The sequence below is a fragment of the Rhizorhapis sp. genome, assembly GCF_035276005.1.
Classification (GTDB): Bacteria; Pseudomonadota; Alphaproteobacteria; order Sphingomonadales; family Sphingomonadaceae; genus Rhizorhapis.
The window spans coordinates 82554-105553 of record NZ_DATEMB010000005.1 but is presented as its reverse complement, the minus strand read 5'-3'; the positions used below and the strand labels follow the sequence as shown (position 1 = coordinate 105553).

General features: G+C 58.9%; 20 protein-coding genes. 17 read left to right on the top strand and 3 right to left on the bottom strand.

The features are described from left to right. The 9 genes from VJS46_RS01515 to VJS46_RS01475 all read left to right on the top strand — a co-directional run. Nucleotides 1-945: NmrA family NAD(P)-binding protein (locus VJS46_RS01515; protein WP_324057573.1), on the top strand; the 945-nt coding region annotated here is incomplete at its 5' end. A gap of 26 nt (nucleotides 946-971) precedes the next feature. Further along, nucleotides 972-1967 carry an NADPH:quinone oxidoreductase family protein gene (locus VJS46_RS01510; protein ID WP_324057572.1) on the top strand — a complete coding sequence of 332 codons (996 nt, stop codon included), beginning with the start codon at nucleotides 972-974 and terminating at the stop codon, nucleotides 1965-1967. Between the two features lie 139 nt (nucleotides 1968-2106). Continuing rightward, entirely contained in the window at nucleotides 2107-2958 is an 852-nt protein-coding gene (locus VJS46_RS01505) for a VOC family protein (protein WP_324057571.1), read from the top strand. Between the two features lie 126 nt (nucleotides 2959-3084). After that, complete coding sequence (locus tag VJS46_RS01500; RefSeq protein ID WP_324057570.1) at nucleotides 3085-4344, top strand: Rieske 2Fe-2S domain-containing protein; 1260 nt, start codon at nucleotides 3085-3087, stop codon at nucleotides 4342-4344. A 4-nt stretch (nucleotides 4345-4348) separates the two neighbouring features. Beyond that, on the top strand, nucleotides 4349-4834 hold the full coding sequence (locus tag VJS46_RS01495; protein ID WP_324057569.1) for an aromatic-ring-hydroxylating dioxygenase subunit beta: 486 nt from the start codon (nucleotides 4349-4351) through the stop codon (nucleotides 4832-4834). Nucleotides 4835-4906: 72 nt separating this feature from the next. Continuing rightward, entirely contained in the window at nucleotides 4907-5776 is an 870-nt protein-coding gene (locus VJS46_RS01490; RefSeq protein ID WP_324057568.1) for an alpha/beta hydrolase, read from the top strand. 83 nt (nucleotides 5777-5859) lie between these two features. Beyond that, entirely contained in the window at nucleotides 5860-6900 is a 1041-nt protein-coding gene (locus tag VJS46_RS01485) for an NADP-dependent oxidoreductase (RefSeq protein WP_324057567.1), read from the top strand. A gap of 48 nt (nucleotides 6901-6948) precedes the next feature. Beyond that, nucleotides 6949-7698, top strand: coding sequence for an enoyl-CoA hydratase/isomerase family protein (locus tag VJS46_RS01480; protein WP_324057566.1), 750 nt, complete (start codon nucleotides 6949-6951; stop codon nucleotides 7696-7698). Nucleotides 7699-7710: 12 nt separating this feature from the next. Next, on the top strand, nucleotides 7711-8484 hold the full coding sequence (locus tag VJS46_RS01475; protein WP_324057565.1) for an SDR family NAD(P)-dependent oxidoreductase: 774 nt from the start codon (nucleotides 7711-7713) through the stop codon (nucleotides 8482-8484). Nucleotides 8485-8504: 20 nt separating this feature from the next. Here the strand turns inward: VJS46_RS01475 and VJS46_RS01470 are convergent, their stop codons facing one another. The 3 genes from VJS46_RS01470 to VJS46_RS01460 all read right to left on the bottom strand — a co-directional run bounded on the left by VJS46_RS01470 (nucleotide 8505) and on the right by VJS46_RS01460 (nucleotide 12338). Beyond that, a complete protein-coding gene (locus VJS46_RS01470) occupies nucleotides 8505-9569 on the bottom strand; it encodes a phosphotransferase (protein ID WP_324057564.1) in 1065 nt (354 codons plus the stop codon). Continuing rightward, on the bottom strand, nucleotides 9566-10741 hold the full coding sequence (locus VJS46_RS01465; protein ID WP_324057563.1) for an acyl-CoA dehydrogenase family protein: 1176 nt from the start codon (nucleotides 10739-10741) through the stop codon (nucleotides 9566-9568). Before VJS46_RS01465 ends, VJS46_RS01470 begins: the two co-directional genes overlap by 4 nt. Before the next feature lie 235 nt (nucleotides 10742-10976). Beyond that, nucleotides 10977-12338 (bottom strand): AraC family transcriptional regulator, encoded by a 1362-nt coding sequence (locus VJS46_RS01460; protein WP_324057562.1) that lies wholly within the window; start codon nucleotides 12336-12338, stop codon nucleotides 10977-10979. Between the two features lie 62 nt (nucleotides 12339-12400). On the opposite strand from VJS46_RS01460, the gene VJS46_RS01455 reads away from it, so the two are divergent. The 8 genes from VJS46_RS01455 (at nucleotide 12401) to VJS46_RS01420 (ending at nucleotide 22998) form a co-directional block, all read left to right on the top strand. Next, entirely contained in the window at nucleotides 12401-14752 is a 2352-nt protein-coding gene (locus VJS46_RS01455; protein WP_324057561.1) for a TonB-dependent receptor, read from the top strand. Nucleotides 14753-14768: 16 nt separating this feature from the next. Then, nucleotides 14769-15530: an SDR family oxidoreductase gene (locus VJS46_RS01450; protein WP_324057560.1), complete on the top strand. Its 762-nt coding sequence runs from the start codon at nucleotides 14769-14771 to the stop codon at nucleotides 15528-15530. A gap of 150 nt (nucleotides 15531-15680) precedes the next feature. Further along, nucleotides 15681-16859 carry an acyl-CoA dehydrogenase family protein gene (locus tag VJS46_RS01445; RefSeq protein ID WP_324057559.1) on the top strand — a complete coding sequence of 393 codons (1179 nt, stop codon included), beginning with the start codon at nucleotides 15681-15683 and terminating at the stop codon, nucleotides 16857-16859. Between the two features lie 150 nt (nucleotides 16860-17009). Next, nucleotides 17010-18059, top strand: coding sequence for a hypothetical protein (locus tag VJS46_RS01440; protein WP_324057558.1), 1050 nt, complete (start codon nucleotides 17010-17012; stop codon nucleotides 18057-18059). A gap of 21 nt (nucleotides 18060-18080) precedes the next feature. Beyond that, the gene (locus VJS46_RS01435; RefSeq protein ID WP_324057557.1) at nucleotides 18081-18986 is read left to right on the top strand and encodes an alpha/beta hydrolase; all 906 of its coding nucleotides are present in this window, start codon (nucleotides 18081-18083) and stop codon (nucleotides 18984-18986) included. 90 nt (nucleotides 18987-19076) lie between these two features. Further along, entirely contained in the window at nucleotides 19077-20699 is a 1623-nt protein-coding gene (locus VJS46_RS01430) for a fatty acyl-CoA synthetase (RefSeq protein WP_324057556.1), read from the top strand. Between the two features lie 235 nt (nucleotides 20700-20934). After that, nucleotides 20935-22476 (top strand): FAD-dependent oxidoreductase, encoded by a 1542-nt coding sequence (locus tag VJS46_RS01425; protein WP_324057555.1) that lies wholly within the window; start codon nucleotides 20935-20937, stop codon nucleotides 22474-22476. Between the two features lie 81 nt (nucleotides 22477-22557). Beyond that, a complete protein-coding gene (locus VJS46_RS01420) occupies nucleotides 22558-22998 on the top strand; it encodes a DUF4383 domain-containing protein (protein ID WP_324057554.1) in 441 nt (146 codons plus the stop codon). Nucleotides 22999-23000: the final 2 nt, after the last annotated feature.

Genomic DNA, 23000 nt, shown 5'->3' with positions numbered 1-23000 from the left:
TCTCGTCCACTTAAAGCTATAGCGCTGTTCGGCGCATCAAATGAGATCAGCAGGTCGGCGGCGCGTTTCATTTCCAGCCACAGTCCGGACGTCGCCCTGAGACTGTTGGTACGAAGAAGTGAAGCACGCGCCGAGCTCCAGGAATTATTTCCGGATGCCGACATAAGAATGGCAGATTATTTCGATCGGGACTCCCTTGTAGCCGGTCTTGACGGGACAGATGCCGCCTTCGTCATCACGCCCGACTTCTTTGATGAAACTACGGCCATGACCAATGTCGTCCACGCGGCCAGGGCCACTGATATCCAGCACATGGTCCGCATAACGGGTGACCCGCCGGGCATGACCCTCAATCGTGTGCCCGACTTTATCAAACGCGCAGGAAACGTTCCGTCGATCCAGCATCTACATGCTCGCGCCGTGCTTGAAGCGAGCGGACTGCCGGTCACCTTTCTCAACAGCGCAGCCTATTATATGCAGACCATGGCGACGCCACTATTTGCTGACCCCGTAAAAAAAGATCGGGTTCTGGTGATGCCGTGCGACAAGAATATGACCTTCATCGACAAGACCGACATCGGAGAATGCGCTGCAACGCTGTTATTGTCTGACGATCGTCGCCATGTTGGCGCCTCCTACCATCTCAACAATGGCCATGATCTGTTGTGCTTCAAGCAGTTTGCCGCCTTGTTGGGCGACGTCCTGGGGCGCCATATCGACTTTGACGACAGCGAGGAGCGCTTTCTCGCATATCACGCGGAACCGCTAAAGGAACTGCTGAACATCCCGGATGCGGGAAAGCTGATCCTGGAAATGTTCAAGTTTGAAACGGCCAATGAACATGCCTGGAGGCGCTCGGACATTGTCGAGCATCTCCTGGGACGGCCCGCTAGGACATTGCGGGACTGGCTTGAGAACAATAAGCAACGGTTCGAAGCGCTCTAATGCCTCATCCCATCAGCGGAGGGTGCATGAAGGCCATTGTGAGCCGTTCAGCCGGGGGACCCCACGACCTCGTCTTTGCCGACATGCCCGCGCCGTCGGCTGGTCCGGGGCAGGTCGTGATCAAGGTCCATGCCTGTGGCGTCAACTATCCCGACGCCTTGATCATCGCCGACCAATATCAATACAGGCCGGAACGCCCCTTCTCGCCCGGTGCCGAGGTGGCGGGCGAAATCGTTGCCCTTGGGCCGGATGTCCAGCAACTGGCTGTTGGCGACCGCGTAATCGCGATGCTCAAATGGGGCGGCATGGCTGAGCAGGCAGTGGCCGAAGCGACGTATTGCATCAAGATGCCCCCCGCCATGCCTTATGAAGATGGTGCGGCATTCATCATCGGTTTCGGCACCTCCTATCATGCGCTGAAGCAGCGCGGCATGTTGAATCCGGGCGAAACGCTGCTGGTCCTCGGGGCGTCGGGGGGGGTGGGATTGGCGGCCGTGGAACTCGGAAAGGCCATGGGGGCAAGAGTCATCGCCGCAGTGTCCAGCGAGGAGAAGCTGCAGATCGCCCTCAACCATGGAGCGGATCGAGGCGTCGTCTATCCACGGAAGCTTGCCGATCCAAAGGGACTTTCTACGATGCTGAAAGAAGCCTGCGGTCCCGGCGGGGCTGACATCATCTATGACGCAGTCGGCGGCCAATATTCAGAAGCTGCATTGCGTGCCATGGCTTGGAAAGGCCGTTTTCTCGTAATCGGCTTCCCGGCCGGCGTTCCCCGGATAGCATTGAACTTGCCGTTGCTGAAGGGCTGCTCTGTCATAGGCGTGTTCTACGGAGCCTTTGCGGAGCGCGAACCTGAGGCAAGCGGACAGAACAATGAAGAGCTCATGGACATGTATCGTGCCGGACTTATCCGGCCGCAGATCCATGCCCGTTTCTCTCTCGATCAAGCTGGCGACGCGATCGCCATGATCATGTCGCGCACGGCGAGCGGCAAGATCGTGGTCGTCGTTTCGGAGATGTAGAGCCCGACCTGTCTTCGTGCGCTTGGCTGCGCGAGCGCATTATCGGCTGCACCAGTTGGCTAGCCGCAGCAAGCCTTCCTTTCCTATCGCTTCACGGAAACCCCACAATGTCGGGGAATGCGGTGCAGGAGGAGGTGTGGTGCAGCAACTGGCTTATTGCGGTCTAGGCGTCAGCGATGTCGAAGCGTGGTCGCGGTTCGGGGTGGAGGCATTGGGCCTCGGTCTCAGCGATGAGACAGGTGTCCGCCACTTGCGCATGGACGACCGGTCCTGGCGCTTTGCCTTGCATGAGGCGCCCGAGAACGACATCCTCTACGCAGGCTTCGAACTTGGCGGTGCCGGGCAGATATCGGCGCTTCGGGGGCGGCTCGACGCGGCAGGCATCCCCTGGACCCAAATGGAAGAGGCCGAATGCACGGATCGCCGGGTTGAGGAAGGCCTGTGGCTGCGCGATCCAGACGGCTTGCGCATCGAATTCGTTCGGGATCACGCCCGTGCGCCGAAACCTTTTCAGCCAGAACTCACCAATGGCTTTGTCACCGGCCTGCAGGGCTTTGGTCACATCGTTCTTTCGATCCGCAACCTTGAGCGAGGCCTTCGCTTCTACGAGACTTTGGGATTGGCGCTGAGCGACTTCATCACGGTCGCAGCCGGTCCCGGCGGCATGCTCAGGATCGCCTTCCTGCACTGCAATGAGCGGCACCATTCGCTCGCGATCGCTCCTCTGCCGGGCGGGAAACGGCTTAATCATCTCATGATTGAACTTCTTGAGGTCGACGACGTGCTTCGCGGCTATCAGCGGTGTTGCAGTATGGGATATCGCACTGGAGGCATCGGTCGGCACCCTAATGACCTCATGCTGTCCTTCTATGTCACCACCCCCGCCGGCTTCGACGTTGAATATGGCTGGGGCGGCAGGAGCATCACCGAAGACTGGTCTGTCGCCGAATATGACAAGATCAGTCTTTGGGGGCATGAGAGCGCCGGCTAAGCTGGCTTGTCCGCTCTGTGCACTCAGAAGCTTGCACTCTTCATTCATCTCTTTCCGTCGGGCGATAGGCGGTCGCCGCTGGCCCGCCTAATCCAAAGCCGGAAGCAATTCATCGGAATGGATTTCATGGCCACACAGACAAAAGCTTGCGCCACCCCGCAATTACAGTGGCCGAGCGCGGACGGCGTGAATGTACCCTATCGGCTATTCACCGATCAGCAGGTGTTTGAACGGGAACAGGAGCGCATCTATCGCGGGCGCACTTGGTCGTTTCTTGCGCTGGAAGCTGAAATTCCAGAGCCCGGCGACTATAAATCCACCTATATCGGGGACACCCCCATAGTCGTAGTGCGGGGCAAGGACGGAGAGGCATCCGCGTGGGTAAACCGGTGCATTCACCGGGGCGCCAAAGTTTGCAGGCACGCACGGGGCAATGTCCGTAACTTCACCTGCGTCTATCACCAGTGGCAATATGGCCTTGATGGCAAGCTGCTGGGCATACCGTTCCGCAAGGGCTTGAAGGGAATGGCGGGCATGCCGCCCAATTTCGACATGGGCGAGCACCGGCTGCAGCCAATACGTGTCGAAACCTATCGCGGACTGATGTTCGGCACGTTCCACCCGGACACCCGACCCCTGTTCGACTATCTGGGGGCGGAGATGCGGCCCTGGATCGACCGTGTCTTTTACAAGCCCATCGTGTTTCTGGGAACGCTTCGGCAGCGCATGAAGTCCAACTGGAAACTCTATTTCGAGAATGTGAAGGACCCCTATCACGGTCACTTGCTGCACCTGTTCCATAACAGCTTCAACATTGGGCGACCCAACATGGATGTGGCGAGCGCGCTGGACGCGAGTCATGGCCTCCACTCAGCGATCATTGCCGTCAAGAACGAGGGGAGCAAGGACACCTCCATCTACGAGGACAATGTCGTTTCCACCTTCAAGGATGACGCAAAACTACAGGACCCGGAAATCGTTCGCATGCGCGAAGAATATGCATTGCCGGTGACCAACCATATCCAGTCGATATTTCCTTCGCTGGTGATCCAACAAATCCACAATACCCTTGCCGCCCGCCAGATCATTCCCAAAGGCCCTGGCGAGTTTGAGTTGGTCTTTCACCTGTTCGGTTATGAAGACGATGATCTGGAGCTGCGCGACATGCGCCTCTTGCAGGCGAATTTGATCGGTCCAGCCGGTTATATTTCGATGGAGGACGGGGAAGCGACAGAATTGGTGCAAGCAGCGGTTTCGCCAGCAGGCGGCACCGACTCTTCAATGATGCTGATGGGCTACGGTGCACCGGAAGGTCATGCATCGCTGATCACCGAGGAACTTTTGCGGGCGTTCTGGCGAGGCTATCGCGCGATCATGGAGGATTGAAACGGTGACGGTGCTTTCCGAAAACTTCCTTGACCGGCTGCGTCTGGAAGAATTTTTTGCTGAATATGTTGCCTGTCTTGACGAGGTTCGCCTGGAGGATTGGCCGGAATTTTTCACCGACGACGGCCTATATGGACTGTGGGCCCGCGAAAATTCCGACGCGGGCCTTCCAGCACCTATGTTTCTTTGCCGCAACAAGCGCCAAATGAAGGATCGGGTTACCTCCTACCGCGAGGCAAATATCTATCCCGATCACTGGAACCGGCACCTACTGAGCGCGACGCGTATCACACAGTCCGACTCCAGCGAAATCGTCGCGCATAGCAACTACGCCGTCCTGCAAACGCGCCAGGACGGGGAGACCTTTATTTATCAGACGGGGCGATGCGCGGATCGCTTCGTAAGGAATAGAAGCGGCCTTCTCCTGAAGGAGCGCAAGATATTTTACGACACACTGGCCGTGCGAACCTTGTTCGTGCTGCCGGTCTGACGGGGTCGATACGAACGGTTATCAGTCAGCGTCCGGCACTGTTCAGATCAGAACCGCAATGGAGAATGGCATATGGGTCAAATTACCGAAGCTTCGAGCGAAAAATTTCTGCAATTGCCAAAATGGCGCATCCGATATCATGAGGCGGGAGAAGGCGATCCGGTCATCTTGCTGCATGGATCTGGCCCCGGCGCCAGCGCGTGGAGCAATTTCAGCCAGAATATTGAGGTGCTCGCCAGGAAATACCGCGTCATTGCTCTCGATTTTCCTGGTTGGGGCCGGTCGGACGAATTCGATCCGCAAACCGCTCACCGTTTTGCCGTAAATGCCGAAGTGGTTGTCGGTCTCATGAACGCGCTCGACATCAGCCGGGCGGCTCTGGTTGGAAATTCCATGGGCGGCATTGCCTCGCAAATGGTGACAGCGCTGCATCCCGGCCGGGTCACCCACTGCGTTACCATGGGTGCGCCCGCCCCGGGCGGCCCCCAACCCTTTTATCAGCCGAGCGGACTGACTGAAGGCCTTCGTATTCTCTTCGAAGCCTACCGGACTCCCAGCGAGGAAAATGTCAGACGGCTGGTGGAAATCATGGTGTTCGACAGTGCCTTCGCGAGCGACGCGCTGATCAGGCAGCGGACAGAAAATGCCCTCGCCAATCCCAATCATTTGAGCAATTTCCTTAAAGGGCTCGCGACCATGCATATCGATGCCGTGGGTCAGGATGAGATTGTTCACGCGCTGGAAAAATCTCCGGTGCCCGCGCTTATCATGCACGGCCGTGACGATCGCGTCGTTCCCGTCGAGCACAGCCTGCGCACCGCTGCCTTGATGCCCAATGCCTCTCTGCTGGTTTTCAACCGGTGCGGTCACTGGGCTCAGCTCGAGCACGCGGGGCGGTTCAATGCGCTGCTTGACGGATTTCTGTCGGACGCATCTGCTTGAGGGAAGCAGCCGGTTGCAGCATTGTCCGACTGGAACAGTGTGCAACTGAAGGAACAGGCCGTAGCGAACGGTGGAGATGAAGCATGATCTCTCGCAGCCGCCAATGGTTGCTCCGCAGCCGTCCACTGGGATTGCTCCGAATGGAGGATGTTGAACTGGCTAGCGGCGATCAGGATGTGCGTGCGTTGCGGCCAGGGGAGATCCGCGTCCGGAACCTTCTGTTCCTCTATTCTCCGACAATGCGGAACTGGATGGCGGGCCCCAGCAATAGCCTCTATCCATCCATATCCCTGGGAGCGCCCGTGCAGGCGCTCGCCGCCAGCCGGGTGATCGAATCCTCAGATCCCCGTTATCCGGTGGGCTCAAGACTGGTCCTCATGAGCAGTTGGAGCGAATATGACATTATTGACGTGGCACATGCGCGCCTCCCGCAACTGATAGCGGACGATATCACGGCAATTGAAGCCTTGGGTGTGTTCGGCCTCAACAGTTTGACCGCCTATTTCGGGCTCATGCATGTGGGGCAGCCCCGCCCCGGCGAGACGCTGGTGGTATCGGCGGCGGCGGGCTCGACTGGATCGGTTGCCGCGCAGATCGGCCGGATCAAAGGATGCAGGGTGATCGGCATCGCCCGCGGCAAGCAGAAATGCTCATGGCTGCTCGAAGAATGCGGCCTCGACGGGGCAATCGACTACCGGTCTGAAGATATAACGGCCGCTCTCAAGACCTATTGCCCTGATGGCATCGATATTTACTATGACAATGTCGGCGGTGCGATCCTGCAGGCGGCCGTCGACCAAATGGCGCGGTTCGGACGCATCGTGCTGTGCGGACAGATCGGGGGCTATAACGAAGACGGCCCAGTGCCGGGCTTCACCAATATGATGAGGTTGATCTACGGCAGCATTCGAATGCAGGGTTTTCTGTTCAGCGATTATCTGGCCGAGATACCGGCAGCCCTGCAGGACCTCATTCCATGGGTGCGTTCGGGGGAGATCATCACCCGGCAAGACATACGATCCGGTTTCGAGAATCTTCCGCTGAATTTCAACGCGCTGTTCGACGGGAGCAATCAAGGAACGCTGCTCGGCGTAATCCATGACGACGCCTATAGCTCAGCTTGAGCGAGTTCGGAGGATATTGGTTTGCTTGGAAGACCGGAGGCATTTGGCATGACTGAGTTGGTAATTTGCGATGTGAAAGAAAAGGTCTGCACCTTCACGCTGAACCGTCCCGACAAGCTGAATGCACTGAACGCCGAGAGTTTCCGGCAAATCGCTGCACAGCTCGACCATATCGACATGAGCGACATCAGGTGCGTCCTGCTCAAGGGCGCGGGCCGCAGTTTCTGCGCGGGGCACGATCTTGACGACCTTGCAAGCGGCGCTGAGGCGGGCCTGATCGAACGATTGGAAGCCGGCGTGATCGAAAGGCTGGCCACCCTCCCCGTCCCCTTTGTGGCGGCCGTGCAGGGTCATTGCTATACTGGCGGGCTTGAACTTGTTCTTGCAGCCGACATCATCATCGCGTCGGCCGATGCCAAGTTCGCCGACACTCATGCAAAGTGGGACCTCGTGCCGGTCTGGGGCCTGACGCAGCGGCTGCAACGGCGGGTTGGCCGCGCCAAGGCGATGGAGATGATGTTCACCTCGCGCACCTATAGCGGCGAAGAGGCGCTGGCGATGGGCCTTGCAAACATTTGCGTGCCCGCAGATGAGCTCGAGTCCGAAACGAAACGGCTCTGCCGCGATATTCTCGCAAATAGCCGCCGTTCGAACTGCGCGATGAAAAAGCTGATGGCTGACACCGACAATCTTCCACTCGCAGCGGGGCTTGCCTGGGAACTTTATCACAGCGAAGGCCACGGGCCTGAGATGCAAGCCCATATTGAAGCCGCCCGGGGCCAAAGCAGGCGCCGGTGATCGGAGGAAGCGATGCAGGGATATCATTTCGATCTTTCAGGGCGCACGGCGCTTGTGACAGGCGCTTCGTCAGGAATCGGCGAGAGCATGGCGAGGACTCTGGCCGCCGCGGGTGCGCGAGTGGTGCTGGCGGCACGCCGGATTGAACGGCTGGAAAGGCTGCAAGCGGCAATTATGGCTGAAGGCGGTCAGGCACTCGCCGTAGCCATGGACGTGTCGGACGAGGCATCAATCACAGAGGCGTTCGACGTTGCCGAGCAGGCCTTTGGCTCAGTCGACAGCGTAGTGGCGAATGCAGGCATTGCCCATCCCGGCTATGCTCTTGATCTGCCGGTGGAGGACTTTGATGCCACGATCGCGACCAATTTGCGCGGCGTGTTCCTGACGGCGCGGGAGGGGGCTCGGCGAATGATTGCAAAAAATGCCCGGATGCGCGGTCATGGCCGCATCCTGCTGATCTCGTCGATTACTGCCTATCATGTCACACAAGGCCAATCGGCCTATTCCGCGAGCAAGGCGGCCATTACCCAGATGGGCCGCGTAATGGCCAAGGAATGGGCGGTTGAGGGGGTAACCGTCAACGTCATTGCCCCAGGATATATGGTTACCGAGATGACCGGACCCATTTGGAGCCAGGAAGCAGGCAAGCAATTGCTGGCGAGTTTCCCACGCAAACGGATCATGAAGATCGACGCCCTTCACCCCCTGCTCCTCTATCTCTGTTCGGATGCAAGTGCTGAGGTGACCGGCTCCGTCTTTCCGATCGAGGACGGTCAAACGCTATGACTTGAGGGGAGCCTGCACGCTCAGGCGCAGCCCGCGCTTTCGCAAGCCAGCCGTGCCAGGGCGGGAAAGGCCTTGGCCCGCTCCTTGGCATGGGCCGAAGCGGCGGTGCCCCGGATCACCCTTCCCTTGATCCCGTGGAAGATCGCGGCCAGGCGGAAGAAGTTGAAGGCGATGTAGAACTCATAGTTCGGGATAGATGCCCGGCCAGTACGGCGGCAATAGGCGGCGATATAATCGGCCTCCGACGGAATTGCGAGCGCCGCGAGGTCCGCCTTGGCCAAACCTGCAACAATATCCGGCGGCATACGATACATGATGGCGTGATTGGCAAAATCAGCCAAGCGATGCCCTAGCGTGGATAATTCCCAGTCTAGGACCGCGACTACCTTGGGCTCGGTTGGATGGAAGATCATGTTGTCGCAACGAAAGTCGCCATGGACGATTGAGGTCTCGTCGTCTTCAGGCATATTGACAGGCAACCATTCGACCAGCCGGTCCATGTCCGGATCGCGGCCCGCATCGGTATCCTCCAGATACTGTTTCGACCAGCGGGCGATCTGGCGGGCAAAATAATTGCCGGGCTTTCCGAAGTCCCCAAGATTTATGGCTTCATAATCCACCTGATGAAGCCGTGCGATCGTTCCATTCATGGCGTCGAAATAGGCCGGCCGGTCCTCGCGCCGCACGTCCGGGAATGTGGCATCCCAGAAGTTGCGCCCCTCGACCATGTCCATGACATAGAACCACGTACCGATGACGGTCTCGTCGACGCAGAGGGCATGAACATGGGGAACCGGGAAACCGGTCCGCTCAAGGGCGGACAGCACCCTCGCCTCTCGCTCCACCGCATGTGCGCCCTTTAATATGCGTCCGGGCGGTTTGCGGCGCAGCACATAGCTGCGGCCCGGGGTCATCAGCTTGTAGGTCGGATTTGACTGGCCACCCTTGAACTGCTCGACCGTGAGCGGGCCTGAGTAGCCGGGGACATTCGCCTCCATCCAACGGTGGAGCGCCACTTCATCGAAAATAAGCGCTTCCCGCACCGGGGCGGTACCGGCATTGGTCATTGGCGGCACGGCTGTCATGAATTGGCTTCCCTCCAATCCCGCTTGATCTTCTTGGCGAGCGACCATTTGTGCACCTCCGTCGGGCCATCATAGATGCGGAACGCGCGGATCTCGCGAAAGACCTGCTCGACGATGGTGTCATCCGTGACACCAGTGCCCCCCATCACCTGCACGCAGCGGTCGGCCACCCGCATCAGCGCTTCCGAAACGGCGACTTTCGCCATCGAACTTTCGCTCGTTCCAAGAGAACCCGCGTCAAGCACATCGGCGCACCAATTAATGATCAATTCCGTTTGCTTCAGGTCGATCAGGTTATCGGCGAGCATGAAGCCGACGCCCTCATGATCGATCAGCGCCTTGCCGAAGGCCTGGCGGCGATTGGCATAATCCGTCGCAATCTCGTCGGCCCGGATACATGCGCCGAGCCAGCGCATGCAGTGCGAGAGCCGCGCGGGGCTGAGGCGGACCTGCGCATATTTGAAGCCCTCGCCGCTCTGTCCAAGCATCTGATCAGCGGGTACGCGCAGATTTTCGATGGTAATTACCGCGTGACCTCCGGGCATTGAGTTATCGATGGTATTTGGGACCCGATCGATATGGATTGCCGGATCGGGCAGGTCAACGAGGAACATGCACGCGCCGTCCTCCGACTTTGCCATCACGATCCCGATTTCCGCGCCTTGCGCACCGGTGATGAATGCCTTGCGCCCGTTGATCACCCAATGATTTCCGTCCGGAACAGCGGTTGTCTGCATCATCGAGGGATCTGATCCTGCACCATTCTCTGAGGCAGGTTCGGTCATGAAGAAGGCGGAACGAGCCCGACCCTCGACGAGTGGCTTCAGAAACCGCTCCTTGATCTCCGGGCTGCCCACCCGGCCCAGCAGGTACATGTTGCCCTCGTCGGGCGCATTGGTGTTGCAGGCCAGCGGGCCAAGGGACGACAGACCCGTCTTCTGCAGGACTAGCGCGGTTTCCCGCTGCGAAAGGTGACGGCCATCAGGCAGGATATGCGGGGTCAGCACACCTGCCGAACGAGCCTTTTCCTTCAGTTCCAAAACCAGTTCGTCGGTCGGCGCATGATGATGATCCCGCCTAGGATCCTTCTCATATGGCACGACAATGTCGCGAACGAATCTCTCCACCCGAGCGGCAATATCGGCCGTCAACTCAGCGCCAATTCCTGTCATCGCACTCCCAAACGCCCTTTCAAGACAGCCGTCGCCGCCGCGGACAAAATGCGCCGGTGGAGCCTGCTGCTGGTTGCCTTCAGTACCATCCGTGATATCCGGTACCTTGAACGTCCATAATCGGGCTCATCGCTCACCTGCCAGCGCCACAGCGCAAGGGTTGGAGCGTTCCTGCAATGTTGAAGGATTTCGAGCGACGCATCGCCCCCTTTCACTCCGGCAGCGGCAGCAGCGCCTAGCTCGCATGAAGCATAGTTGTGGACGGGCTTTGCCCAAACCGTTGCTTATAATCCTTCGAAAAGCGGCTGAGATGATCGTAGCCGACACCCAAGGCAATTCGCGTGACGTTGTTGCCGTCATCCCGCGCTTTTTTCAGCTCGTCATGCGCCGCGCTCAGCCGCACCTGACGCAGATAGTTCATGGGGGTCGTGCCGCGCCAACGCCGAAACCCGTAATAGAGTGATCTCGAGCTAACCCCGGCAATGGCGACGAGATCCTCGATTTCTATCCTGTTGCGGAGATTTGCGCGGATGAAGTCCTCCGCACGCTTTACATAATAAGGCGCGGCCGGGGTCGCTGGCAGATTAAGTTCATCGCTGTAATTATGGCGCAGGGCTCCGAGGAAAGCCACCAGCAGATTGCGTTCAAAGGCACGCACAATACGCCATTGGCCAAGCGCCGCATTCTGGATGAAATCACGCCAGACGGACTGTGTGACCGCACTCAGCGCCTGCGCTACCCCTCTGTCGTGAACAGCGAGATCGAAAACCAACGGCTCCCCGCATTCATGGCCAAGTTCTGCAGCAAGCACCCGCTCAAGCGTGCCACGGTCCACTTGCACCATGAGTTGAGAGCAATGACCGCGCCAACGCTTAAGGGCGCGTTGCCGGGGATTGAGGACGAGGAGTTCACCGGGAGAGGCGATGGCCTCCATGCCTTCGCTTTCCATCGCGCACACTCCGCTGAGCGGAAATTGAAACATGAAGTGATTGGTTTCGCTTGTCCTGTCGATCCAGAACTCACTCCCGCAAGTCAATCTGATCACGTCGAGGTGCGTCTGCTGAAGCGAGCATCGCCATACCGCCAGATCAACTTCAGGATTGGCCTTGAGCGGCCGGAGCGTGTGCAGGCTCCCTATCGAGACATAATGGGCGCTTTCTTCTAAGTCGCATGTCGCGAAGGTCGCCTCCCGCTGCGGGAGCGAGAAGCTCGCCGAATCCAGGGCCAATTCGCTCATTTGGATCCTCCTCACTGCTGCAAGATAGAGGCGCTTTATCGCCTTTCCCGCAGCGCCGTTTTTCGGCATCATGACTCCGGTTGCGCAGAAGGAGTAACTTAATTTTGCAAGGATTGCACCATTACTGCAATCTTCGCGAACCCATCCACTGCGGGCAGAAACAAGCGATAGGTGGACGACCTGGCCGGCAATACCGCTGGCGATGGCGCGGCAGGCCGCGACATTCCGAGCCGGCTTGAGCATTCTTTCAGGTCTTAACTTCCTTCCCGGCATCCCCCGCGTGGGCCCAAGCTTTATTGCGCTGTCGTGCGACAGGCTGCGCCGATGGTGTAGAGCTTGTCCTTGGAACATGTTTTTCATGCTCGACAATATTTGCCGAAAAAGATGAACCCAATTGGCAACAAAGGGGAGGATGAACAACGATGTTTTTCAAAAGAAAAATGGCGTGTGCGTTGCTTGCCGGATCGGCCCTAGGCTTCTTCAGCACACAGGCCGCTGCGCAGAACAGGGCAGCCGAGGAGGCATCGGCAAACACCAATATCGCCGACGACATCATCGTCACCGCCCAGAAGCGGACGGAGCGGCTGATGGATGTTCCGCTCTCGATCACGGCCGCTTCCGGCGAGCAGCTTGTGAAGCAGGGTGTGACCCAGACCGCTCAGTTGACGAAACTTGTGCCCGGCTTCACCTATCAGGAGTCGAACTACGGCACTCCCGTCTTCACGATCCGCGGCATCGGCTTCCAGGACGGTTCGTTCGGGGCTGGGCCCACGGTAACGACTTACATTGATCAGGTCCCGCTGCCATATCCAATCCTCACACGTGGCGCCGCGCTCGATCTCGAGCGGGTTGAGGTGCTCAAGGGGCCACAGGGAACACTGTTCGGGCAGAACTCGACTGGCGGCGCGATCAACTATATCGCTGCCAAACCGACGTCTGATCTCTCTGCCGGCATGACGCTGAGCTATGGACGGTTCAACGACGTGTCCGCCGAAGCCTTCGTCAGCGGACCGCTCAGCAGCACCTTGCGGGCGCGCGTCGCCGTTCGCAGCGAATTCGCCGACGGCTGGCAACGCAGCCTCACACGGCCGGGCGACCGTTTCGGAAAGAAGGAATTCTACAATGGCCGCCTGCTGCTCGACTGGACGCCCAACGATCGGTTGAGCTTCGTCCTGAACGTCAGCGGCTGGCAGGACAATTCCGAAGTGGCGGCGGGCCAGTTCCAGCAATTCGCGCCGCTCGTGCCCGCAAACCCGCTCACCCAGTTCATCTATGATGCCCTGTCCACGGCCCCGGTCGCGAACCGCAATGCGCGCGATGCTGACTGGACACCGGGCACAGGGCATCAGAATAACACATTCTACCTGGTATCGTTGCGCGGCGACTGGAATATCTCCGATCAGCTCACGCTGACGTCGGTCACGGCTTATTCGAAACTTGTGGCGCATTCGCCGTTCGACCCGGACGGGGTGGCCTTCAGCAACTTCGAAAACGTGGTGCGCGACGCCTTGCTCACCTCTTTCTCCCAGGAACTTCGTCTGGCGGGCACGACAGGGCCGTTGAAATGGATGCTGGGCGGCAACTATCAGCGCGACATAGCAAACCAATTCCCGACGGTCTTGGTCAATGACGCCACAAACGGCGTGCTGCCAACGCCGACGGGACCGGTCTTTCAGGATGCTTCGGCCTACATCTTCAATCAGCAGCCGACCTTCAAGTCCGTGTTCGGAAGCCTCGATTATGCTCTGACGAACCAGCTGACGGTTCAAGGGTCGATCCGCTACACCCACCAGGACCGCCATTTCGTGGGCTGTATCATGGACGCGCCGGCCGGGCCCAACGGCACGGGCACCGTGGGGCAGGGCTTCCTGGGTTTTTCGGAGCTGCTGTCAGGCAGCCCTTCGACGATCGGTCCGGATGGATGCCTGACTATGAATGACGTGACCTTCAAGCCAGAGAAGGTATTCAGGCGGTTGAAAGAGGACAATGTCGCCTGGCGTGGCAGCTTGAACTGGAAGCCCGACGATGCCAGCATGATCTACGCCAGCGTGACGAAGGGGTATAAAGCGGGCAACTTCGCGACAGTCCCTGGCGTCCTTTCTTCCGAATTCGAACCGATCAAGCAGGAATCGGTCTTGTCCTATGAGGTGGGTGCAAAGCATTCATTCAACCGCCGGGTAGATGTGTCTGCCGCCGCATATTATTACGATTACAGGGACAAGCAGCTCCTGGGCGTGGCCAATTACCCGGTCTTCGAGAACCTTCCGAAGCTGGTCAACATTCCGAAGTCCCGCATATGGGGCGCTGAACTGGAAGTGACGGCGCGACCGATCGACCGCCTGCGCATCCAGGGCGGGGTAAGCTATGTGAATTCACGGGTAAAGGAAGACCCTGCGATCCCGCTAGATCCTTATGGCAACCCGACGACATTTGTCGGGGAACCTTTCCCCAATACGCCCAAATGGCAGATCGTCGGAGACGCCGAATATGGCATCCCGCTTTCAGCGACGGCTCAAGCCTTCGTCGGTGGATCGGTAAGCTACCGCGGCAAGAGCAATGCGGCCTTTGGCGAGCGTTCGGAATTTGCCTTGCCGAGCTACACATTGATCGATTTGCGCGCGGGCGTGGAATGGGAAAAATGGCGGCTCCAAGTCTGGGGACGCAATATCACCAACAAATATTATTGGATAAACGTTTCTCATATCCTCGATACGGTCGCCAGAACTGCGGGCATGCCGGTCATCTACGGCGTCACCCTGGGATACCGCTTTTAAGGGGGGAGCCGGTGACATGACCATACGGATGGAAGGTTTTTCCGATAAGGTGGCCATCGTCACCGGCTCGAGCGAGGGAATAGGCTTTACCATCGCAAAAGCGCTCGTAGAAAATGGCGCCAAGGTATTGTTGGTCGCTCGCAGAGAGGAACCGCTCCGGCAGGCGGCGGAAATTCTGGGACCGGGAGCAAGTTGGCTTTCGGCGGACATTACCGGCAAAGACGCGCCATCGAAGATCGTCGACAAGGCGGTGTCGGTATATGGAGGCATCGATTTCCTGGTGAACAATAGCGGGATCAATCGGCTTGGCACCCTGGAAAGCACGACGCTTGCCGAGATGCGGCAAATGGCGGAATTGAACCTCTTCGCCCCCTGGCTGATGGCTCAGGCCGCCCTGCCCTACCTGGAGGCGCGGCCTGGTACGGCGATATTGAACGTGTCAACGGCAGGAAGCCGCAAGGCCACATTGGGAGAGGGCTTCTATGCTGCCACGAAGGCCGGGTTGAATTATTTGACGAGCCTTTGGGCAATGGAACTCGCGGATCGGGGCATTCGGGTGAATGCCATTGCGCCCGGAGGCACCGATACCCCTCAATTCAATAAGGCGGCCGAAGCAATCGAAGGCGCGCGCGAGATGGTGGCGAATGCACATCTCATCAAGCGGATTGCAGCGCCGCAAGAATTGATTGGGGCCGCCTTGCTGTTGCTGTCACCTGTCGCCGGAAGCTTCATGACCGGATCTATCATCGATGTCGATGGGGGATATCACGTCACATGACCAGACACCGGCGGGAGGACCGCGGTTCGCAAGCGCCGCGATAAAAAACTGAAATCCAATTCAAATTACCGGAGCCCAAAGATGCAAGCAGTACAGGCAGCAAACACACGGAGTCGGGCTGAGGGCGGGACTGACTGGGGCAGAAATCCATTGCTGGAGGGCCTGGACGACAGAGCCCTTGAGCTGGTCGCCGCCGCCGAAACGCTCGTGCCGCTGCTGGAGTCACGGGCTGAAGAAGTGGATCGTACCGGTCACGTGTCGCCGGATATGTTCAGGCGGCTCGCCGATGCAGGATTCATCCGGCTATTTGTTCCCAAACGTTATGGAGGTGAAGAGCAATCACTTCAGGCGCAGATGGCGGTTGGCGCTACGCTTGGGCGCGGATGCGGATCGACCGCGTGGATGACCCAGATCGTCTCGGGATCGTCCCTGATGCTCAGTTTATTCAGCGAACAGGCGCAAAAGGAAGCTTGGGGCAATAATCCAGATGCCGGCGCCTGTGCTTCGCAAAGCCGGGCCAGCAGGGTAGAGCGCCTCAACGGAGGATATCGGATCACTGGCAGTTGGAGTTACCTTTCGGGGGTGGAACATGCCGGTTGGGCGATGCTGCACTTCATGACGCCGCCACCGGCGCCGGTGGTGATGCTGGCCCTGGTCCCCGTAGCGGACGGCAGGCTTCAGCAGACATGGAACGTCGTCGGCATGCGGGGGACCGCGAGCAACACCTTGCATCTGGAAGACTATTTCGTTCCCGACCACCGTATTCTATCGATTGAAGAGGCACTAGCAGGAAATCCCGCAACGCCCTTCCGAAATGACCGGCTATCCAAGGTTACCTACGGCCCAGCGGTTGAAGTAGGCCTTCTTGCGTCTTCATTGGGGGTGACTCAGGCGGCGCTCGACTATGTGCTAAGCAAGGCACCTAAGCGGTCGATACAATATAGTATTTATAACACCCAGACCGAATCGCCGGGTTTTCAAGTCCAGGTGGCTGAAGCCGCCATCAAATTCACAACGGCGCGCCTCATCGCCGCGGAGACGGTCCGGGAAGTGGACTATGCGGCGGCCCGGGGTTACCAGGTCGACTATACCAACCGGACACGCATCAGGGCGGCGATCGGCCTCGCAAGCCGGCTGCTGCGGGACGCCGTTCACATTCTTACCCAGGCGCACGGGACATCGACTTTTGCCGAGGTCAATCCGCTGCAGCGGTTGTGGCGCGACGTGAACGTCGCCACCAGCCACGGCATGACCACCGAGATGTTCGGCTATGAACTCTATGGCAAAGCACTCGTGGGCAGCAGCGAACGTCTCGCGCCTTTGGTGTAGGCCACGGCCTTGCCTCGCATCAGGCAGGTGATCGCTCTGATGGCCCATACCGCTGGCTGTTGAGCGGCGTTGCGGCGAGCGTTCAGTTGTAGCGCTCAGATGTTAGCGGCTTTGCCAGCGGTCGTTTCTGATAGGATAAGGAGAACCGGCATGATTCCAGATCGCATTGAGGGTAAGTGGATCGACACCTTCGTCAAACTGTTTCAGGCAAGTGAAGTGCGTGCAGGCGAGTCAGTCGCGATCCTCTCTGAGACTTTGTCACGCCAGCAAAATGTGAAGCTCGCTGAGCTGGCACTGCAGCAACTCGGCGCCAATCCCTTCCATGTCGTCATCCCGACGCCGCGCCAGTCGGTTGATGTGGTGGTTCGCTCGACCGGTGCGACGGATGTGCTGCACGGGCAGAAGGCTGCGCTGCAGGCGCTCTCCAGCGCCGACTTCGTCGTCGATATGACGGTTGAGCTGCTGCTTCACGCGCCGGAACTTCCGCAAATCCTGGCGGGTGGCGCCCGCCTTCTATGCGTCAGCAATGAACATCCCGAGATATTTGAACGCATCCGATACGATCCCCGCTGGCAGGAGCGCGTCATTCTTGGCGTGCAGATGCTCGCGCAGGCATCGACCATGCGGGTCACGTCGGACGCCGGAACGGATCTCACGGTACGGATCGGCGACGCCCGCCCCATCGGCAGTTGGGGCAATGCAGCCCCGCCCCACAATGCCGGCTCTGCACCCGGAGCCCTGATCGCCTTCTATCCCAATGCAGGTACGGTGAACGGACGCGTCGTCCTCAACAGGGGAGACGTGAACCTAACCTTCAAACGGTACATCGAAAGCCCTATCGGGCTCACGATCAAGGATGATTACATCACTGACATCGAAGGAGATTCACTCGATGCCGAATTGATGCGTTCCTATTTCGCCGCCTGGGGTGACCGGGAAGCCTATGCGATCTCCCACCTTGGCTGGGGCATGACTCCGGGCGCTCGGTGGGACTCCTTGATCATGTACGACAAGGGCGATGTGAACGGGGCGGAACTGCGAGCTTTTGCAGGAAATTTCCTGCTGTCGACCGGTGCTAATGAAGCAGCAGGCCGTCACACGTTGGGCCATTTCGATATCCCAATGCGTGGATGCACCATCCGCCTCGATGACAAGCTGGTGGTAGATCGCGGCGACCTGCAAGCGCCCCTTGCGTACTGATCCAGTTGGGAGGAGCGGAGGATGACCATGGAAACTGGGACCAGCGACGTTGGTGTAGTCGAAGGCTATATGGGGTACAAGGTGTCCGAAATCTGGGACGCCCTGGATCCAAAGGTCACCATTCCCAATTGGAAAGATCTGGTCTCCGATTACGCGAAATATAATGAGGCGGCGCGAACAGCGAATCCGCCAAAGACATTTCGATACGCCGGTCATGACCGGGGTGAGCTGGACCTGTACAATCAGAATGTACCATCTGGCGCCCCAACCCTCATCTTCTTTCATGGCGGCGGCTTCAGCCTTCTCAGCAAGGAAGACATGGCCTTTCCGGCACCGGCCTTCAATGCGGAGGGAATTGCCTATATTTCGCCGGGCTATCCACTTGCTCCCGGCGCTTCCCTCGCCGAGCTTTTGTCTTCTACCCAACAGGCAGGCAAATGGATCTATGAGCATGCGCAGGAACTCGGCATAGACCGGGAACGGATCTATGTCGGTGGAGGGTCTGCAGGCGCTTATATCAGCGCCTATTTACTGACAACCGATTGGAGGCAGTTCGGCCTTCCGCGTTCCATTTTCAGGGGAGGAATACTCCTCAACGGCGTCTTCGATGCCAAACCCTTATATCTTTCCGAGGGCTGGAGCTATCTTGGCATCAAGGCAGATCAGGTTGAGGCGCTGGCTCCCTTGTCCCGCATCGGCAATCTCGTCGATCCAGTGCTGCTTGCCCGGGCCGAAGACGAGCCGCCACTGACGCATATCGGCAATGACCAATTTGCCAAGGCCGCGCGTTCCCGCGGTCTTCTGGTGGACAATCATGTCGGCCCCGGCAGCAATCACTTCACCCTGGTTCTGGACCTGGCCAATCCCCGATCGGACCTGTTCAGGATGATGACAGACATGATCCTCGAAAGGGCGAAGGGGCGATGAGGAGGGCTATGCCGAATCCCGCACCCCCGCTTCAATGGGCTGACATTTTGCAGCAGCCGGCGCGCATGTCCGTGGCTCGGCGGCCGCCGCATGGCCAAGAAAGATTTCAAGATGGACGAGAAAGCTAGCGATCGCAACGCTGCGGCGTCGAAGCCCGATCAGATAGTGACGCGCGCGCGCCTGCAGTCGCTATCATCTGTCCTGCGCCGTTCCGCGCGGCGCCATGGCAGCAAGACGGCCATAGTCTGCGGTGATGTCGAATGGAGCTACCAGCAGTTCGATCAGCTTGTAGACCGTCTCGCCTGTGGCCTGCGTGCGAAGGGCATTGCGGCTGGGGACCGCATCGCGATTCTGGCGCGAAACAGCCATGCATTCATCGCGCTGCGCTTCGCGATTGCGCGAGCGGACGCTGTTCTTGTGCCGATCAACTTCATGCTGAACCCGCCCGACGTCCGCTACATCCTCGAGCATTCCGGGGCGCGCTTCCTGTTCGTCGATAGCACGACTCTGGCCGTTGCGCAGGAAGCCGCGCCACCATCACTGGAGCGGATGCTGGGCATTCCCGGCGAGACCGACTCACCTCCAGAAGGGCTGCTTTCCTGGGAGATCCTGATGGGAGAGAAAGTGCCGGTTGCCGAGACGCGGGGCGGCGACGACCTGCTCCAAATCATTTACACCAGCGGCACCGAATCCCGGCCCAAGGGCGCCATGCTCTCGCACAATTCGGTGCTCTGGCAATATCAGAGTGTCATCATCGATTGCGAATGGACCGTGGACACGGTTGCCCTGCATTCAATGCCATTGTTCCATTGCGCCCAGCTCGACAATATGATTGGCCCAGCGCTTCAAGTCGGGGCGACGAACATCATCACAGGAACACCGGCGGCGGAGAATATCCATAGACTGCTTGCCCAGCATCAGGTCTCTTCCTTCTTCGCGCCGCCAACCATCTGGATCGCCCTGCTGCGAGCGCCGGGCCGTACTGCGGGCGTTCTGCCAAGCCTGGTGAAGGGCTATTATGGCGCGTCCATCATGCCGGTCGAAATCCTGCGCGAAATTCATGCCTGGTTGCCGGACCTGCGCCTCTGGAACCTCTATGGGCAGACGGAAATAGCACCATTGGCCACGGTCCTTTTCCCGGAGGAGCATGCGGATCACCTAGGATCGGCGGGGCGGCCGACCTTGAATGTCGAGACCCGCATAGTCGATGACGAGATGAATGACGTTGCCATCGGCGAGGTGGGCGAGATCGTGCATCGTTCACCGCAATTGCTGACCGGCTATTGGAATGCCCCTGAGCGGACCGCGGAAGCATTCGCAGGCGGATGGTTTCATAGCGGCGATCTCGCCCGAATGGACGCCGAGGGCTATATCACAGTCGTCGACCGCAAAAAGGACATGATCAAATCGGGGGGCGAAAATGTTTCTTCGCGTGAGGTCGAGGAGGCGCTTTACCTTCACCCGGCTGTTTCAGAGGTTGCCGTCATCGGGGTCCCCGATCCAAAATGGATTGAGGCCGTGACAGCAGTGGTGGTGCTGCGCGACGGGTTTGAGGTGACCGAAGCGGATATCCTGGAACACTGCGCATGCCGTCTATCGGCTTTCAAGGCGCCAAAGGCTGTGCACTTCAGGAATAGCCTGCCAAGAAATGCTAGCGGCAAGATTCTCAAACGCGAGTTGCGCGAAGCAATTATCTCTCAACCTAGCGAATGATCCGTGATTTTTTAAATGGATGCTTCGCATCTGCGGCGACAGCCCACCGCCGCGACAGCCATTATGCCCTTGCCGAATGCGCAACCTTTCATTCCCAGCAATCGCTTAGCGGCGCTCAGCCCTTGTCTTTCCTTCGCGGGGCGCTCGCCTGAGCAGCCCGAGCGGCTCGGAACCAATGATCAAGGGCGGCGGTTTCCCCTAAAGGCTTGGGGGCAAGTGACAGAAAGGAGCTGTCATGACCGTTCTTTCAGGCGCCGGATCCTATTGGATCGCCACTTCGCCCACAAGTTCTTATCCACAACTTACAGGCGAGATCAAAGCGGATGTGGCGATTGTCGGAGGCGGCATCGTCGGCGTTACCGCGGCCAGGCTGCTGAAGGATGCAGGATTGACCGTAGCTGTCCTGGAGGCCCGCAAGATCGGACAAGGCGTCACCGGTAAATCTACGGCGAAGGTAACGTCACAGCACGGCACCAAATATCAGCTTCTGGAGAAGAAATTCGGCGAAGCTGGCGCACGCATCTATGCGGAAGCGAATGAGGCGGGGATCAGGAAGATCAAGGCTCTTGCCGTCCAGCACGCCATCGACAGCGATCTGGAGGCAAAGCCAGCCTATATCTACACGACGCAGCGGGAGCATGTCGCCGAGATTGAAAAGGAAGCGGACGTCGCCCGCCGCCTTGGCCTGCCCGCCGCCCTCACCCACGATACCGGGCTGCCCTTTCCGACCCTCGCGGCGATGCGCTTTGACGATCAATCGCAATTCCACCCCTGCAAATATGTCGTGGGCCTTGCCGCCACATTGGCGGGCGAGGGCTGCTACGTCTTCGAAAACAGCCGCGTCATGGATTGGAGCCCGGATGCGGTCGCAACCAATGAAGGCCGTGTGAAAGCCAGGACGGTTATCATGGCAACGCACATGCCGCTTGGGCAGGTCGGCACCTTTTACGCCGAAGCCTATCCGCACATGCACCCGGTCATCGTCGGAAGGGTCGATCCGGGCCGCGCTCCCGACGGCATGTTCCTGAGCCTCGGCCAGCCTCACCATTCGATCCGCACCCACCGCCGGAATGGCGAACTCAATCTGATCCTTGGCGGCAACACATTCAAACCCGGCGATGTGGAGCAGGAGCGCTCCAGCTTCGAAGACCTGCAAAATTTCGCCGCCGAACAGTTCGGTGTTCGGGACATCGCCTATCGCTGGACCAATGAGGATTATACGCCAATGGACGGCGCACCGTTCATCGGCTGGTCCTCGAAGCGCAAACATTCCTATCTGGTCGCCACCGGCTTCGACGCCTGGGGGATCAGCACCGGGACAGCAGCGGCGATGATCCTCGCCGACATCATTGCCGGTCGCGAAAATCAGTGGCTGCAGCTTTTCGACGCCTCCCGCGTGAAACCGCTCGCCAGTGCGGCGCGGTTCACCAAAGGCAATCTCGGCGTCGCCAAGCATCTCGTCAGCGGCTATCTCTCCCGCAAGCTCAAATCCTTCGATGAGCTTGCCCCTGGCGAGGCGGCGATCATGGACATTGGCGGCGAAACCATCGCCGCCTATCGCGACGAAGGGAAAAGCCTGCACAGCGTTTCTGCCGCCTGCACCCATATGGGATGCATTTTGGGGTGGAACGAAGCTGATCGGACCTGGGACTGCCCCTGTCATGGTTCCCGCTTCAGCATGGATGGAGAAGTGCTCCACGGGCCAGCAGTCAAGTCGCTGGAGCGCAAGCAGGCCCATGAAGCGAAGGATATGCCGATCAGCCAGTCGGCCTCCTGAACACGCAGACCATCGCCCGTAGGGAACCGATCACCGCTCAAACGGTTTGGAATTGCAGCCAGGGACTTGAGGGAGGCGATGATGAGCCTTCGTGCATTCGCATATATTTTTGGTGTGGTCTTCCTGCTCGTAGGGATTGCCGGGTTCATACCCGCGCTGACACCCGCACATTCCCATCCGGATGTGAGCATGGAGGCTTTTCTGGGATTGGAACTGGGGTTGTTCCCGGTCAATCTGCTGCACAATCTCGTGCATCTGCTGTTTGGATTGTGGGCGCTGATAGCTGCATCCAGCATTTCCGCCTCGCGCGTCTATTTCCGGTCTGTTGCTGTCATCTATGCGGTGCTGGCCGTTTTGGGTCTGATCGGCGAAGCCAATTTGCACACCTTGTTCGGGCTTGTCCCCCTTTACGGCAATGATGTGTGGCTGCACGCCATCATAGCGGTCGCGGCCGGTATTCTGGGTTTCCTGTACCGGGGACATGCAGCCCCGACGATTCAAGCGGGCCAATTTGAAATCTGAGC